The organism is Lichenihabitans sp. Uapishka_5 (genome assembly GCF_033947565.1).
Taxonomy (GTDB): Bacteria; Pseudomonadota; Alphaproteobacteria; order Rhizobiales; family Beijerinckiaceae; genus Lichenihabitans.
The window spans coordinates 1-1178 of the sequence record NZ_JARPVX010000203.1; the positions used below are offsets into that span (position 1 = coordinate 1).

Consider the following 1178-nt stretch of genomic DNA (forward strand, 5'->3'; position numbering starts at 1 on the left):
GTCGTAGCTGTCGCCGACGCTGCCGACCGAAGGTTCGATCCCAGCCTCGGCAAGGCGCTCGGTGTACTTGATAGACACGTATTGGGACCCGCGGTCGCTATGGTGGACCAGGCCGCCACGGTGAACGGGCCGGCGATCGTGAAGTGCCTGCTCGAGCGCATGGAGGACGAAGCTGGCATGCGCCGTCCTGCTGGCCCGCCAGCCGACGATCCGCCTGGCATAGGTGTCGATGACGAAAGCGACGTAGACGAATCCCGCCCAGGTGGCGACGTAGGTGAAGTCCGAGACCCAGAGCCTGTTCGGCGCTGGGGCATGGAACTGGCGGTTGACGTGGTCGAGCGGGCACGGCGCTGCCTTGTCGCTGATGGTCGTGCGCACCGGCTTGCCGCGGATGACGCCCTGCAACCCTCCGCCGCCCACCCCGCCCTGCTACGCAGGCCGTGGGCCCTGGTCGGCTTCGCCCATCTCACGCATCAGCCGCTCGACGGTGCAACGGGCGATCGGGAACGCCTCCCGCATCATCTGCCGTCAGACCTTGCGAACGCCGTACACCCCAAAGTTCTCGGCGAACACGCGGGCGATCTCGGGCTTCAGGACCAGATCCTCCCGCGCCCGCGCCGACAGGCGCGTCGCATCCTGCCGCTGCGCGACGTGCTCGTGGTAGGTGGATGGGGCGATCGGCAGAACGCGGCAGATCGGCTCGACCCCATAGACATCACGGTTGTCGTCAATGAACGCGATCATCGCCGGAATGGGCGGAGTGGGCCAGGGCCCACGCCAAGCGAAGCTTGGTGGGGTGGCACACGGAGGGGGTCGAGCTCCGCCTGGGCAAAATACGCGGACGCCTTGCGGAGGATCTCGTTGGCCTGCCGCAACTCGCGGACTTCGCGCTCAAGCGCCTTCACCTTGTCGGCGACCTCGGTCGGCACGCCAGCGCGCTTGCCACTGTCGACCTCGACTTTCTTCAGCCACTCGTGAAGCGTCTGCGGCGCGCAGCCGATCTTCTCCGCGATAGACACCACTGCTGCCCACCGCGACGGGTGATCGCGCTCGTGGTCGAGCACCATCCGCACCGCGCGCTCGCGGACCTCCGGTGAAAACTTGTTCGTCGTCTTGCTGGTCATAGCCCCGTCCTCTCAGGAGTTGGGGCCTCCGGCAAACCAGGGGCGGTTCAGTTC

Annotated in this window: 1 pseudogene and 1 other annotated feature; the pseudogene reads right to left on the minus strand. The window is 67.0% G+C overall.

Annotated elements, in window-relative coordinates:
* Window positions 1–1124: pseudogene (locus P7D22_RS23175) on the minus strand (IS3 family transposase); the annotation flags it as partial.
* Window positions 670–840 (minus strand) — a sequence feature (AL1L pseudoknot). (Overlaps the previous pseudogene by 171 nt.)
* Window positions 1125–1178: the final 54 nt, after the last annotated feature.